The organism is Faecalicatena contorta (genome assembly GCF_003149105.1).
In the GTDB taxonomy this organism is placed as follows: domain Bacteria; phylum Bacillota; class Clostridia; order Lachnospirales; family Lachnospiraceae; genus Muricomes; species Muricomes contortus_C.
In genome coordinates this window covers 101,008-113,933 of sequence record NZ_QGDS01000005.1, presented here as the reverse complement: position 1 = coordinate 113,933, position 12,926 = coordinate 101,008, and the positions used below count along the sequence as shown (strand labels likewise).

The window sequence follows — 12,926 nt, the reverse complement described above, 5'->3', positions numbered from 1 at the left end:
GTGACCGGTGACACCCGATTGTTCATGGTAGGAGGAGCTCCGGTTCCAGGCGCTGATGACCTGCGATTGTTCATAGCCGGTGAAGCTCCGGTTCCAGGCGCTGATGACCTGCGATTGTTCATAGCCGGTGAAGCTCCGGTTCCAGTGGCTGGTGACCTTCGATTGTTCATGGTCGGCGAAGCTCCAGCTCCAGTAGCTGGTGGCATTTCATTGTCCGTGCCGGGCTGCTCCCCGGTTTCCGTTTCGGGCGGTATTTCAATTACCATGTGCTGGTGCCCTCTGTTTCTCGTTAGTGGATGGATGTCAGTTTCCATGTCAAATTCCATGCCGAACTCCTCGTCTGCTTCGGTGACATGCTGCCCCCAGGTTTCCGGAGCTGGCGGCATTCCAGTCTCCAGGGGCGGCTCGAATTCTGTGTCTATCGCAGGTTCAGTTTCCAGTTCTGTACCTAGTTCATTTTCTGTTTCTATACCGGTCTGCTCCGGTTCCTCCCAATTTCTTATTCTTCTTGTGTCAAAATTGGCTTCATTTGAAACTGCCCCATAAAATTGACCATCGCCCGTACGAAGGAAAAATCCGTCCATTGCCTCCAGTGTTTTACCTTCGGGAAACATGGAATCTGATACAGAAAGATTTACAGCAAAGTTTTCATCTTCAAAGGGGATTTCAGCTATTTCCCGGGAAACACTATCAGAATCCTCCCCATAAAACACAAAAAGTTTAATCATACCGTCTGATGGAATGGGAATTCTGCGGGCATTAATTTTTAGAGCATAAGTGTGATAGTGCTGTGTGATTTTAATGAAACCAACATTTCTCAACCTTTGTTCATTTTTATATTCATATAAATAATAGATGCCGGGGATCATGATATACCTCTGACCTTGTCTCTCTTTAATTCTAATCTATTCAGAGAATTTTTGAAAAAGAACAACATTTGTGGTAAATTAATAGGGAGGGGGGAGAGAAAGATGGATTTAGATATAAAATTTATGAAAGAAGCAATCAAACAGGCAAAGAAAGCATACGCCCTGGAGGAAGTACCAATAGGTTGTGTTATTACCTATCAGAATAAAATCATTGGAAGGGGATATAACAGGAGGACCACAGACAGGAATCCGCTGGCCCATGCCGAACTTCTGGCAATCAAGAAAGCCAGCAAAAAGATGAATGACTGGCGCCTTGAAGATTGTACGATGTATGTAACGCTGGAGCCATGTCAGATGTGTTCTGGAGCGATTATCCAGTCCAGGATAAAAAGAGTGGTAGTAGGCTGTATGAATCCGAAAGCGGGCTGTGCAGGTTCTATTTTAAATATGCTGGAAATGAAAGAGTTCAATCATCAGGCAGAGCTTACGACGGGAGTAGTGGAAGAAGAGTGCAGTATTATGATGAAGCAGTTTTTTAAAGAACTGCGGGAAAAGCAAAAGAAGAAAAAAGAATAATTTTATGTGCATTACGCTTCGAATGCATCTCCACAAACGTTACCTTGGTAGTTAGCTCAACCCAGGCACCCTTACGGCACCCGGAAGATTCTGCTTAGTGCTGCTTCGTTCCCGACCTGACACGATTCACAGATTTCCGTCGCGTAAGACCCGAATCTCAACGCCACTTTCCAAGGGCAGCTTTGCAAATCAGCACCCTCTGCGTAATATCACCCCTGCTATAGCGGATTGCAGGTACAAGGTACCGCTAGCACCCCGGCTGCACAGATATTAATTTTACATTGTTTTTATCCAAATGTCAACGGATAGAGGGAGTTTTTATTTACTATAAAGGAAAGTTATAGTAAAATTATGAAAGGAAACTTATGAAGGTTTTATTAATAGCAGTTAATGCAAAATATATACATTCTAATTTAGCAGTTTATAGCTTGAAAAGTTATGCATCAGCCTATGAACAGAATATCAGTATTGCAGAATATACCATAAACCAGGGAATAGACGATATCTTAGCTGATATATACAGACAAACCCCTGAGGTTTTGTGTTTTTCCAGTTATGTGTGGAATATTGTTTATGTAAAACAGTTAATCACCGAGGTAAAGAAGATTTTGCCTCACGTTCATATCTGGCTTGGAGGACCGGAAGTTTCCTATAATGCAGTGGAATTTTTAGAAAACTGTCCCCAGGCGGAAGGCATTATGCGGGGGGAAGGTGAGGAAACATTTCTGGAGCTGATGAATTACTACAGCGGAACATTACACGGCCTGGAAAATATAAAAGGAATTGTATACCGCAGAAGAGGATCTTCTGGTGGTTTGTCATCCATCGCTGAGAATCCATGGAGGCCGGCGGCTGATATGAACAAAATTCCCTTTGTGTATCATGATATGGAAAAGTTTCAAAATAAGATTATTTATTATGAATCCAGCAGAGGATGCCCGTTCTCATGCAGCTATTGTCTTTCCTCCATTGACAGGAGCCTGCGTTTCAGGGATTTGGAATTAGTAAAGAAAGAACTGCAGATTTTTATAGATGCGGAAGTTCCCCAGGTGAAGTTTGTGGACAGAACGTTTAACTGCAGACATGAGCATGCCATAGGAATATGGTCTTATATTGCCGAACATGACAAAGGGAAAACAAATTTTCATTTTGAAGTAGCAGCGGATTTGCTGAATGAGGAAGAAATGCGTCTGATGGAATCCATGCGTCCGGGACTGATTCAACTGGAAATAGGAGTGCAGTCCACAAACCCGGATACTATAAAAGAGATCCGCCGGGTTATGGAATTTGATGAAGTAAGAAAATGTGTAAGCCGTATCCGGGCAGGCGGGAATATACATCAGCACCTGGATTTAATAGCCGGACTCCCCTATGAGGGGTATGAAAGTTTCCGCCGGTCCTTCAACCATGTATATGCCCTGCAGCCTGAACAGCTTCAATTGGGATTTCTGAAAGTACTCAAAGGCTCTTATATGTATGAAAAGGCCGGGGAATATCAGCTTCAATACCAGGACAGGCCGCCTTTTGAGGTTCTGTCTACAAAATGGCTGTCCTACGGTGACATTATCCGTCTAAAAGGGATAGAGGAAATGGTGGAGGTATATTATAACAGCGGTCAGTTCACTAATACGTTACAGTTATTAGAAAAGGCATTTACGGATGCATTTTCTATGTATGAGGAGCTTGGCCGGTATTATGAAAAAAATGATTTGAATATGATAAGCCATTCCCGGATTACCAGATATGAAGTGCTGTTTGACTTTGCGGCAGAGTGGGATGATAAAAATAAAGAAGAATATAGAAAGCTGCTGATTGTAGACTTGTATTTGAGGGATAATGTGAAAAACAGGCCTGCCTTTGCAGGTGAGCCAGCCATAACAAAAGAAGAGTCAGCGCAATTTTACGATAAAGAAGCCGCCGGGTATTATTACCTGAAAGGATATGAGGAATACAATAAGCGGCAGATACGCAAGATGACACATTTGGAGAAGATTGGAGAAAAACTGGTACTGTTTGATTATAAAAACAGGGATGTACTGACAAATCAGGCAAATGTGTTTTATATAGACTGAAAGTGATTGGTGAGATTTTATGAAGAAACGCACGAAAGAGATTCTTTCAATTTTAGATGATCAATATGGACGGGAATATGTCTGTTATCTGGACTACGAGGCTCCCTGGCAGTTGCTGATTGCTACGATACTCAGTGCACAGTGTACGGATGCAAGGGTAAATATTGTAACCAAAGATTTGTTTCAGAAGTATGACACCGTGGAGAAGCTTGCCAATGCGGATTTGAAGGAGCTGGAGAAAGATATTAAATCTACCGGGTTCTATCACAATAAGGCAAAGAATATTATTTCCTGTGCGAAGGCACTAGTCACACAGTTTGACGGGGAGGTTCCCCGCAGTCTGGAAGAGTTGACTACTTTGGCCGGAGTAGGACGTAAGACGGCAAATGTAATCCGGGGAAACATTTACCACGAGCCAAGTATCGTGGTGGATACACATGTGAAACGTATTTCCAGGCGTCTTGGATTCACGAAAAGTGGGAATCCGGACAGGATAGAACAGGATTTGATGAAAGAACTTCCCAAAGACCACTGGATTTTGTATAATATACAGATTATTACTTTTGGGCGCTCCCTTTGTACAGCCCGCAGCCCTAAATGTGAGGAGTGCTTCTTGCAAAAATATTGCAAAGAGTATAAAATTACAGAAAGTGGGCCTGTCTCTAAGAGAAAGGAAAGCAGGAGCAAAATAAGCAGAAAGGCGAAAAAGAATGAATTTTTATAATAAAAAGGTGAGAAGAATTATTTCTATTGTAATTATGGTAATTATTTTAGCCATGGTTGCAACTATGATAATTCCATATATTGCGTAAGAGGAAGATTATGGGGAACAAAAGAAGAAAAGCCAGAAAAATAGGGCGGTCAGAGGGAAAAGTACTTCTGGGAGCTGCTTTTACTGTATTGTGTGCAGCAGCGGTGATTTTCGGTGTGCACATTTTCCTTAGGAGCTATATCAGGAAGTTTGACAGCCATATAATTATACAGGGGGTTTCCATTGGAACCACAGATGTATCTGGATTAACTAAGAAAAAGGCAAAAGAGAAGGTGGAGACAGAATTGTCCGCCTATGCAGGTGAGAAGGTCCTGCTTACTTTAGAGGATGGAAGAAAAAGTGAAGCATCCTTAGGCGATATGGGGCTTTCTGTAAAGAGTCTGGATGGTGTGATAAGGGATGCCCTTGACTATGGAAAAAAAGGAAGTGCGGTATCCTGTTATAAAATTCTTAAGAAGGCAGAAAAGAACCAAAATGAAAAAGTATTCCCGGTAAATTATGAAGTAGCGGAGGGACTTGCATCAGAAGTGCTGGAGAAAGCACTGGCAGGTGTGCTGAACATTCCTGAGAATGCCAGGGTAACACAGTCTGATTCCGGGGTAACCATCGTGAATGGAAAGCCAGGAGAAGTTTTGGATGTGAAAAAGACTATAAAGAGTGTTAACAGGCTGCTTGGCAGCGGCTGGGACGGAAAGAGTGTCAGCGTCAGGGCCGATGTGACATATGTGGAGCCCCAGGTGACTGAGGGAGATTTAGCAGAGGTTACAGATTTGCTGGGAAGTTACAGTACATTTTATGGAAGTGATGGTTCCGGACGGTCACAGAATATTGAGAGAGGGACACAGCTTATCAATGGAACATTTATGAAGCCAGGTGAGGAATATTCTGCTAATGCTGTCATGGAGCCTTATACAGAGGAAAATGGCTTTACAGAGGCGGCATCTTATGAGGATGATAAGGTAGTGCAGTCTATGGGCGGCGGCATTTGCCAGATATCTACAACACTGTATAATGCTGTGCTGTATGCAGAATTGGAAATAACAGAACGCTCTCCCCATACTATGCTGGTATCCTATGTTCAGCCATCTATGGACGCAGCAATTGCAGATGACGTAAAGGATTTAAAATTTCAGAATAACCAGAAGACACCTATTTATATAGAAGGAGTATTTGCAGAGGGGAGTCTTACTTTTAATATATATGGAAAAGAAACCCGGGATGCGGACAGGACCCTGGATTTTGTCAGTGAGACAACGGACGAGACAATTCCTGAGGGGAAACGATTTGTGGCAACAGAGGATTACATCGGCAGCTATTATGTGCTCAGCTATGCGGAGCCGGGAATATCGGCACAGTTGTGGAAGGTGATATATTTAAACGGTGAGGAACAAAGCCGGGATATTATAAATTACAGCCAGTATGTTCCCTCAAAGGAGACAATTGCAGTAGGCACAGCATCAGAAAATCGGGAATATGCAGATAAAATCAATAACGCGGTCCAGACGCAGGATGAGGCCAGGATTATGAAAGCAATTCAGGAGGCCACAGGGGCGGCTGAGCCTGAATAATTATAGAAACATCGGAGAAGGCGGAGAAGTATGAAAATCGGGAATCTATCGCAGACCGTCTGGAAGAGGTCGGTGCTTGGACAATTACATAACGTACAGGATAAGGCGCTCTTTTCTCCATCTATGGAAGAGATATATACCGACGCAGTTGTCTTTGGTGAAGCGAGAGATGCAGGGCGATTTGCTGTTGCAAGGGTGTTGAATGACTTAGCTGTCTGCGGCGCCGGTCCCGTAAATGTATCTCTTCAAATTCTTCTCACACCATCTGTTTCTGAGTCGGGGCTGAAAGAAATGATTGGATACATGGATGAGGTGTGCAGGACTGCAGGGGCTCAAATCACAAGGGTAAAGGCGGAAGTAAGTCCCTGTATAACTTATCCGGTTGTTTTTGCCTGTGCAGCAGGAGGTATACAGGAAGAAAATGGACCTTGCCCTTCCCGGGCGGTTCCAGGTCAGGACATCGTATTATGTGGATATGTGGGGCTGGAGGGTACCCTCAGAATTTTGTCAGAACGTAAAGAAGAGCTTGGCAGGCGTTTTGTTCCGGCATTTCTCAGACAGATGAAAGAACTTGAGAGCCAAATGCTGGCGGCGGATGCAATTGCAGCGGGCAGACGTGCAGGAGTGACATTCATGCACCAGATTGGCGGAGGCGGTGTATTTGCCGGATTATGGGAACTGGCGGAAGCTTCCGGCGTTGGTCTGGAGGTGGACAGAACAAAGATGCCTGTGAAACAGGAAACTATAGAAGTATGTGAATATTATGGTCTGAATCCTTATCAGATGACATCAGCCGGATGTATCCTTATGACAGCGGAAGATGGGGATGCTCTGGTCAGAGCCTTGGAGGGGGTGGGGGCTCGAGCCGCCAAGCTTGGGGTTGCCACGGAAAAGAATGCCAGGGTAATCGCAAGCGGAGAAGAAAAGCGGTATTTAGACAGGCCGGCACCGGATGAACTGATGCTCTGGTGGGAGCAGGGCGGGAGGCCCAGGCCGCGTTGACATTAATTAGAATACGAGATTAACAGAGCAGATGATATAAGGAGGAACAGAGATGGATGGATTAAGGATCGAAATATTAAAATACCTGGAAAAGAACAGCAGGGTAGACCTTGCAGAACTCGGAGTTCTGATGGGAGTGGATGAAGTAACGGTAGCAAATGAAATTGCCGATATGGAGAAGAAAAAAATCATCTGTGGATACCATACTCTGATTGATTGGGACAAGGCCGGAGTGGAGGCAGTGACTGCTCTGATTGAAGTGAAAGTGACCCCCCAGCGTAATCAGGGATTTGACAGGATTGCAGAGCGTATTTACAACTACGATGAAGTACGTTCCGTTTACCTGATATCCGGCGGCTATGATTTACTTGTAACACTGGAGGGAAAGACGTTAAAAGAGGTGTCTCATTTTGTGTCGGAAAGGTTATCCACCATTCAGGATGTAGTAGGCACGGCAACCTATTTTATTCTCAAGAAATATAAGGACCACGGGACAATCATGGTGCGCGGGAGAGAGGAAGAAAGGATATTGGTGACGCCATAATGAGAAATCCATTATCTAAAAAAATAGTAGAAATAGAGCCGTCCGGCATACGAAAATTTTTTGATTTGGTAAGCGAGATGAAAGATGCGATATCTCTTGGCGTGGGAGAACCTGACTTTGATACTCCGTGGAGAATACGGGAGGAAGGAATTTATTCCCTGGAAAAGGGACGTACTTTTTACACCTCAAATGCTGGATTGCAGGAATTGAGAGTAGAAATCTGTAAGTATCTGGATAGGAAAATACATGTAAAATATAACCCAGGTACAGAAACACTGGTTACTGTCGGCGGCAGCGAGGCGATAGATGTGGCTCTTCGCTGTATGCTGGATCCGGGAGATGAGGTACTGATACCGCAGCCCAGCTATGTGTCCTATCTTCCCTGTGCAGTTATGGCGGACGGAATTCCGGTTGTGATACCGCTTCAGCATGAAAATGAATTCAAATTGACTGTAGAAGAGCTGGAAAGATATACTTCCCCGAAAACAAAAATTTTAATCATGCCGTTTCCCAATAATCCAACAGGTTCTATCATGACGAAAGAGGAGCTGGAACCGGTGGCAGAATTTATAAAGGAGCACGACCTGTATGTTCTTTCAGATGAAATTTACTCTGAACTGACTTATAACGCAGAGCATGTTTCTATTGCAAGCCTGCCGGGAATGCGGGAAAGAACAATCGTTATCAATGGATTTTCCAAGGGGTTTGCCATGACGGGGTGGCGCCTGGGATATTGCTGCGGACCTGAGGCCATCATTGAGCAGATGATAAAGCTGCATCAATTTGCAATTATGTGTGCACCTACAAATAGCCAGTATGCAGCCATCCAGGGGTTAAAGAACTGTGATGAGGAAGTACAGGAAATGCGGAAGTCCTATAATCAGAGAAGACGTTTCCTGATGCATGAATTTTCCCGTATGGGATTAGAATGTTTCGAGCCGTTTGGAGCATTTTACGTGTTTCCAAGTATCCAGGAATTTAATATGACATCAGAGGAATTTGCCAACCGCCTGCTGCAGGAGGAGAAGGTGGCTGTAGTTCCGGGAACAGCGTTCGGGACGTGCGGAGAAGGTTTTTTAAGAATTTCTTATGCATATTCCCTGGAAAATCTGAAGGAAGCATTGGAGCGTATAGGACGCTTTATACAGAGACTGAGAAATGAGAGGTAGGACAAGTGTTGAACATTGTACTGTATGAACCGGAAATTCCGGCGAATACCGGAAATATCGGGCGTACTTGTGTAGCCACAAATACACGTCTTCACCTGATTGAACCATTGGGATTTAAGCTGAATGAAAAGGCATTAAGACGCGCCGGGATGGATTACTGGTCTGATCTGGATGTGGCAACTTACATTGATTTTCAGGATTTCCTGGAAAAAAATCCTGAAGCCAAGATTTATATGGCTACGACCAAGGCGGCAAAAGTCTATACGGAAGTTCAGTATGAGCCGGATTGTTATATCATGTTTGGAAAAGAAAGTGCCGGGATACCGGAGGAAATCCTGGTGGGGCATAAAGAGAATTGTGTCCGGATACCTATGGTAGGGGACATACGCTCCCTGAATCTGGGCAATTCTGTGTCAGTTATTCTGTATGAAGCATTGAGACAGAACCAGTTTGCAGGTATGAGTCTGGAAGGGCATCTGCATCATTTAAATTGGAATGAATTATAAGGGGGAAGGGCATTTTTTGCCCTTCCATTTTTATACAATAAAGAGCCTGGAGATAATTATAGCTGCTTAAAGGTTAAAAAGTATACAATATATACGTACATATTTGATATCTTATTGTAGACTATTGCCAATATATATGATAAGCTAAGATTGTGTTAAAATTTTACCCTGTAGGATTATGAAGTTTCCCCTAGGATAAAATCCCCGGAGGAGTGCAGAGGTGTGAGGATCTATTATGTCATGTAAACTATAACTCATGCCGCTTAGCAAGTACACCAGGGCATACTTTAAGTTAAGAAAGGCGGTGACTAACGTATGGTAGAAAAAACGATTCAAGTAATTCGAGAAACAGAGGCAAATGCCGGGGCTATCGTGAAGGATGCGGATGTACAGTGTAAGAAGATACTGGAGGATGCTGAAAGCGAGGCAAAACGGTTAAAGGCGGATCAAAGGGATGCAGTTCATAAAAAGGCGGAAGCCATATTGGAGGCTGCAAAGAAACAAGGAGAACAATCTCAGCGGGAGGCAATGTCTGATATCGAGAATGAAATTAAATCGTTGAAGGAAGCTGCATCAAAAAGAGAAGAAGAAACGGTAAATATTATAGTATCACAGTTAGTTTAGATTAGAAGCAGGAAAGGAGGGGAAGAATATGGCGGTATTGCAGATGCAGCGAATGAGTATCTGCGCATTGAAGAAAGACCGGAAAGCAATTTTGGAGAAATTGCAGAGTATGGGGGTCATGGAGATTAACCACATATTAGAGGAAGATGAAGATTTCCACAGGATGGATACGGCAAATGTAAGAAGCAGCTTCGAGAAAGCGGCAGTCTCAGCCGACCAGGCCTTGGACCTTCTGCAGCAGTACGCTCCGGTAAAGCAATCCATGCTGTCTTCTTTAGAAGGAAAAGCTCTTGTAGACAAGAGTAAGTACGATTCTGTGATAGAGGACAGAGATAATCTGCTAAAAGCTGCGGGAAGAATTCGGGCGCTGGATAAGGAAAGGGCAGAAAAAAGGGCCAATATCCTTAAGATTGAGAACAGCATTGAAAGCCTGACACCTTGGCTCCCCCTGGGAGTACCTCTCAATTTTGAAGGTACAGTACATGTAGCCATGATTCCGGGAATGATGTCCGGGATGCTCACATTGGACAGTATATACGGTATGGTGGCGGAACAAGCGCCGGATTTGGATGTAGATATTCATATTATTTCTACAGAACAGGACACGACTTATGTGATTGTATTCTGTCTTAAAGAAGCGGCAAAACAAGTGGAAGAAACACTCAGGAGCATTGGATTTGCCAGGCCATCTTATATAATAGACAAGGTCCCGGCAATTGCAAAATCAGAACTGGAGAAGGAGATTTCGGAAATCCAGTCCCGGATTGCCGAAATTGAGAAAGAAGTATCGGACCTGGCAGTATACCGGGAAGGTCTGGGATACCTATCTGATTACTACCGAGTTCGTGCAGATAAGTATGAGGTACTCGGGCAATTGCCCCAGTCGGAGAACACATTCCTGGTAAGCGGCTATGTGCCGGAACGGGAAGCGGAAAAGGTACAAAAGGCTTTGGCTGGTAAGTATCATTGTGTTGTAGACGTGGAAGGCTTGCAGGACGAAGAGGAAGCACCTGTACTCTTGAAAAATAATAAGTTTTCATCTGGTGCCGAGGGAATCCTGGAAGCATTTGGACTGCCTTCCAAAGGTGAGGTAGATCCGACGATGATTATGTCAGTTTTCTATGTATTCTTGTTTGGTATGATGCTTTCTGATGCGGCATATGGAGTGATTGTCTCTGCCGTATGCATGACCCTGTTACTGAAGTTCCCTAGAATGGGCAAGGACATAAAAAAATCCCTTCAGTTGTTCTTCTGGTGTGGTATTTCAACTTTGTTCTGGGGCATTATGTTCAGCGGATACTTCGGTGATGCGATTAATGTGATCTCAAGGACGTTTTTTGGACACGAGGTAGGCATACCTGCATTGTGGTTTGTTCCGTTAAATGACCCTATGAAACTGCTGATGTATTCCATGCTGTTTGGTGTAATTCATCTTTTTATGGGTCTGGGAATCAAAGGATATATGTGTCTGAGAGACAAAAAATACATGGATTTCTTTTGTGATGTGGTTTTGTGGTTTATGCTCTTGGTGGGACTGCTGATTATGCTGCTGCCGAGTGATATGTTCACATCCATTGCCCAGTTGTCGATTAATTTTGCCCCGGCAATAAGCGCGCTTGGCAAATGGCTGGCAATCCTGGGTGCAGTAGGAATCCTGGTGATGTCGGGGCGTGGGAACAAGAATATTGCACTGCGGCTTGCACTTGGAGCCTATGACCTTTACAACATTAGTGGATGGCTCAGTGATGTCTTATCTTATTCCAGACTGCTGGCACTTGGACTGGCCACTGGAGTAATTGCATCTGTAGTTAATCAGATGGGAAGTATGGGCGGCAAGAGCGTACTCGGTGTGATTATATTTATTATTGCCTTTGTAGTAGGTCACACATTTAATTTAGCAATTAACCTTTTGGGATCTTATGTACACACAAACCGTCTGCAGTTCGTGGAATTTTTTGGAAAATTTTATGACGGCGGCGGACGTGCATTTAATCCATTTCAACAAAATACAAAATATGCAGATGTTAAGGAGGAAACAGAATTATGAGCGAGTTAGGAATTGTTTATGCGCTTCTCGGCGCAGCAGCAGCAGTGTTTTTGTCAGGTGCAGGTTCAGCACTGGGAGTAGGGATTGCAGGTCAGGCTGCATCAGGAGTTGTATCAGAGGACCCGAGTAAATTTGCAAAAGTATTGATTCTTCAGCTTCTTCCTGGTACACAGGGATTGTATGGATTGATTATCGGTTTCGTTGCACTTTCTAAGATTGGTCTTTTGGGCGGGGGAGCTGTTGATGTTTCCGTGATGACAGGTCTTCTGATACTGGCGGCATGCCTCCCGGTTGGAATAGTAGGATTGATTTCAGGAAAATCACAGGGAATGACATCCGCAGCAGCAATCGGAATTATTGCAAAAAAACCGGAACAGTTTGGTAAAGCCATGCTTTTCCCTGCAATGGTTGAGACTTATGCAATTCTTGCACTTCTGATTTCATTCCTGGCAGTCAGTGCAATTCAGGTTTAATCAAGAAGATAAAAGTAATTGGAAACCAGTTGTAAAATTGCATTTACCAAGAAAGGGAGAGTTTATAAATGAGTGGATTGGACAAAATGAAAAGTCAAATTCTGGATGAGGCGAACCACTCAGCGGACAAGAAAATAGCGGAGGCCAAAGCAAAAGCAGAAAAGATTTTAAAAGAGGCAGAAGCAGAGGCTGCAGCGCAAGCTGAGATAATCTCCAATAAGGCTCAGGCAGATGCTGAAAATTATAAACAGCGGATTGAATCTTCCTGTGAGATGCAGCGCAAGCAGGCAATTCTGCGTGCAAAGCAGGATGTGATAGCAGCCGTACTGGATAAGGCATATAATAAAATTTTGAACCTGGAAACAGGAGAATACTTTGATATGATTCGCCGGATGTTGGATAAATATGTGCTTCCCGAGGAGGGTATGATTTGTTTTTCGGCAGAGGATTTGAAGCGTATGCCCGCAGGGTTTGAAGCGGAAATTCAAAAAACAGCCGTATCTAAGGGCGGTGCCCTAGAGCTTTCCAGAGAGGCAAAGGAGATGGAGGGCGGTTTTGTCCTGGTTTATGGCGGGATTGAAGAAAACTGTACGGTGAAAGCATTATTTGATGCCAAGAGGGATGAATTATCCGATAAGGTGCAGGGGCTATTATTTTAAGGTTTGAAAGAACCAACCCTGAGTCGATAGGATGTATAGCAGCAG

13 protein-coding genes and 1 other RNA gene are annotated in these 12,926 nt (G+C 43.9%); 12 read left to right on the top strand and 2 right to left on the bottom strand.

Annotated features, from left to right (window positions below; translation table 11 throughout):
• Nucleotides 1-728: hypothetical protein (locus A8805_RS22110; RefSeq protein ID WP_330405915.1), on the bottom strand; the 728-nt coding region annotated here is incomplete at its 3' end.
• A gap of 243 nt (nt 729-971) precedes the next feature.
• On the opposite strand from A8805_RS22110, the gene tadA reads away from it, so the two are divergent.
• On the top strand, nt 972-1,445 hold the full coding sequence (gene tadA, locus A8805_RS10205; RefSeq protein ID WP_109710746.1) for a tRNA adenosine(34) deaminase TadA: 474 nt from the start codon (nt 972-974) through the stop codon (nt 1,443-1,445).
• A gap of 4 nt (nt 1,446-1,449) precedes the next feature.
• Here the strand turns inward: tadA and ffs are convergent.
• An RNA gene (gene ffs, locus A8805_RS10200) (signal recognition particle sRNA large type) lies at nt 1,450-1,712 on the bottom strand.
• 98 nt (nt 1,713-1,810) lie between these two features.
• Here ffs and A8805_RS10195 point away from each other — a divergent pair.
• From A8805_RS10195 to A8805_RS10145, 11 genes are all read left to right on the top strand, one after another.
• On the top strand, nt 1,811-3,517 hold the full coding sequence (locus tag A8805_RS10195; protein WP_109710744.1) for a B12-binding domain-containing radical SAM protein: 1,707 nt from the start codon (nt 1,811-1,813) through the stop codon (nt 3,515-3,517).
• A 19-nt stretch (nt 3,518-3,536) separates the two neighbouring features.
• A complete protein-coding gene (nth, locus tag A8805_RS10190; RefSeq protein WP_109710741.1) occupies nt 3,537-4,241 on the top strand; it encodes an endonuclease III in 705 nt (234 codons plus the stop codon).
• Between the two features lie 98 nt (nt 4,242-4,339).
• Nucleotides 4,340-5,857 carry a VanW family protein gene (locus A8805_RS10185; RefSeq protein ID WP_109710739.1) on the top strand — a complete coding sequence of 506 codons (1,518 nt, stop codon included), beginning with the start codon at nt 4,340-4,342 and terminating at the stop codon, nt 5,855-5,857.
• Nucleotides 5,858-5,887: 30 nt separating this feature from the next.
• Entirely contained in the window at nt 5,888-6,859 is a 972-nt protein-coding gene (locus A8805_RS10180; RefSeq protein WP_109710737.1) for an AIR synthase-related protein, read from the top strand.
• A gap of 52 nt (nt 6,860-6,911) precedes the next feature.
• Nucleotides 6,912-7,403: an Lrp/AsnC family transcriptional regulator gene (locus A8805_RS10175; RefSeq protein ID WP_109710735.1), complete on the top strand. Its 492-nt coding sequence runs from the start codon at nt 6,912-6,914 to the stop codon at nt 7,401-7,403.
• Nucleotides 7,403-8,572: an aminotransferase class I/II-fold pyridoxal phosphate-dependent enzyme gene (locus A8805_RS10170; protein WP_109710733.1), complete on the top strand. Its 1,170-nt coding sequence runs from the start codon at nt 7,403-7,405 to the stop codon at nt 8,570-8,572. The genes A8805_RS10175 and A8805_RS10170 overlap by 1 nt, the downstream gene beginning before the upstream one ends.
• Nucleotides 8,573-8,577: 5 nt before the next feature.
• Nucleotides 8,578-9,078, top strand: a complete 501-nt coding sequence (locus A8805_RS10165; protein WP_109710731.1) for a tRNA (cytidine(34)-2'-O)-methyltransferase — start codon at nt 8,578-8,580, stop codon at nt 9,076-9,078.
• 315 nt (nt 9,079-9,393) lie between these two features.
• Nucleotides 9,394-9,702, top strand: coding sequence for an ATPase (locus tag A8805_RS10160; protein WP_109710729.1), 309 nt, complete (start codon nt 9,394-9,396; stop codon nt 9,700-9,702).
• Nucleotides 9,703-9,730: 28 nt separating this feature from the next.
• Complete coding sequence (locus A8805_RS10155; RefSeq protein WP_109710727.1) at nt 9,731-11,749, top strand: V-type ATP synthase subunit I; 2,019 nt, start codon at nt 9,731-9,733, stop codon at nt 11,747-11,749.
• Nucleotides 11,746-12,222: a V-type ATP synthase subunit K gene (locus tag A8805_RS10150; RefSeq protein ID WP_109710725.1), complete on the top strand. Its 477-nt coding sequence runs from the start codon at nt 11,746-11,748 to the stop codon at nt 12,220-12,222. The genes A8805_RS10155 and A8805_RS10150 overlap by 4 nt, the downstream gene beginning before the upstream one ends.
• 68 nt (nt 12,223-12,290) lie before the next feature.
• Nucleotides 12,291-12,881: a V-type ATP synthase subunit E gene (locus A8805_RS10145; RefSeq protein ID WP_109710723.1), complete on the top strand. Its 591-nt coding sequence runs from the start codon at nt 12,291-12,293 to the stop codon at nt 12,879-12,881.
• Nucleotides 12,882-12,926 lie beyond the last annotated feature (45 nt).

What these genes read in the sequence shown, in the direction of transcription:
- tadA (WP_109710746.1), top strand. Translation starts at nt 972, where the DNA reads ATGGATTTAGATATAAAATTTATGAAAGAAGCAATCAAACAGGCAAAG.
- A8805_RS10195 (WP_109710744.1), top strand. Translation starts at nt 1,811, where the DNA reads ATGAAGGTTTTATTAATAGCAGTTAATGCAAAATATATACATTCTAAT.
- nth (WP_109710741.1), top strand. Translation starts at nt 3,537, where the DNA reads ATGAAGAAACGCACGAAAGAGATTCTTTCAATTTTAGATGATCAATAT.
- A8805_RS10185 (WP_109710739.1), top strand. Translation starts at nt 4,340, where the DNA reads ATGGGGAACAAAAGAAGAAAAGCCAGAAAAATAGGGCGGTCAGAGGGA.
- A8805_RS10180 (WP_109710737.1), top strand. Translation starts at nt 5,888, where the DNA reads ATGAAAATCGGGAATCTATCGCAGACCGTCTGGAAGAGGTCGGTGCTT.
- A8805_RS10175 (WP_109710735.1), top strand. Translation starts at nt 6,912, where the DNA reads ATGGATGGATTAAGGATCGAAATATTAAAATACCTGGAAAAGAACAGC.
- A8805_RS10170 (WP_109710733.1), top strand. Translation starts at nt 7,403, where the DNA reads ATGAGAAATCCATTATCTAAAAAAATAGTAGAAATAGAGCCGTCCGGC.
- A8805_RS10160 (WP_109710729.1), top strand. Translation starts at nt 9,394, where the DNA reads ATGGTAGAAAAAACGATTCAAGTAATTCGAGAAACAGAGGCAAATGCC.
- A8805_RS10155 (WP_109710727.1), top strand. Translation starts at nt 9,731, where the DNA reads ATGGCGGTATTGCAGATGCAGCGAATGAGTATCTGCGCATTGAAGAAA.
- A8805_RS10150 (WP_109710725.1), top strand. Translation starts at nt 11,746, where the DNA reads ATGAGCGAGTTAGGAATTGTTTATGCGCTTCTCGGCGCAGCAGCAGCA.
- A8805_RS10145 (WP_109710723.1), top strand. Translation starts at nt 12,291, where the DNA reads ATGAGTGGATTGGACAAAATGAAAAGTCAAATTCTGGATGAGGCGAAC.